Source organism: Spirosoma lacussanchae (genome assembly GCF_005870035.1).
Taxonomy (GTDB): domain Bacteria; phylum Bacteroidota; class Bacteroidia; order Cytophagales; family Spirosomataceae; genus Spirosoma; species Spirosoma lacussanchae.
The window spans coordinates 1-631 of sequence record NZ_SWJG01000023.1 but is presented as its reverse complement, the minus strand read 5'-3'; the positions used below and the strand labels follow the sequence as shown (position 1 = coordinate 631).

Here is a 631-nt window from a genome sequence, read left to right as displayed (position 1 = left end):
CATGGGAGTTGGGGGGACCTGAAGTTCGGGGTGACAACCGGACAAGGGTAAACTCGGCGACTGGGGCTAAGTCGTAACAAGGTAGCCGTACCGGAAGGTGCGGCTGGAACACCTCCTTTCTGGAGCCACTTGGTCTAACCATTGATATCAATACGCAAAGCACTGGGCTTGTAGCTCAGGTGGTTAGAGCGCTACACTGATAATGTAGAGGTCCGTGGTTCGAGTCCACGCAGGCCCACCGTCAGTTCGGCAGTTGCTGATTAACAACTGAAAACTGATTAACATACCTGGGGGATTAGCTCAGCTGGCTAGAGCACCTGCTTTGCAAGCAGGGGGTCAACGGTTCGAATCCGTTATTCTCCACATGAACCAAACGTGGTTCATACGTTCTTTGACTTACAGGAAGAAAGAGAGTAGTCTGCAACGCGTATAGCGCTGTTGTATAGACATCAGGCATTAATAATTTAACAGGCGAATGCGTGAGCATACGCAGCAAAAGGGCGCCTGGGGGATGCCTAAGGCTTCTGACGGCGATGAAGGACGTGGCAAGCGACGAAACACGGTGGGGACCCGCTGGCAGGGGCTGATCCACTGGTATCCGAATGGGGCAACCCCCTTAGTTGAAGACTAA

At 52.8% G+C, this 631-nt stretch carries 2 tRNA genes and 2 rRNA genes; all 4 read left to right on the top strand.

Annotated features, from left to right (window positions below):
- Window positions 1–119: ribosomal RNA gene (locus FBR45_RS26280) — 16S ribosomal RNA — on the top strand; the annotation flags it as partial.
- A gap of 45 nt (window positions 120–164) precedes the next feature.
- Window positions 165–238, top strand: a tRNA-Ile gene (locus FBR45_RS26275).
- 51 nt (window positions 239–289) lie between these two features.
- Window positions 290–363, top strand: a tRNA-Ala gene (locus FBR45_RS26270).
- Between the two features lie 120 nt (window positions 364–483).
- Window positions 484–631, top strand: a 23S ribosomal RNA gene (locus FBR45_RS26265); the annotation flags it as partial.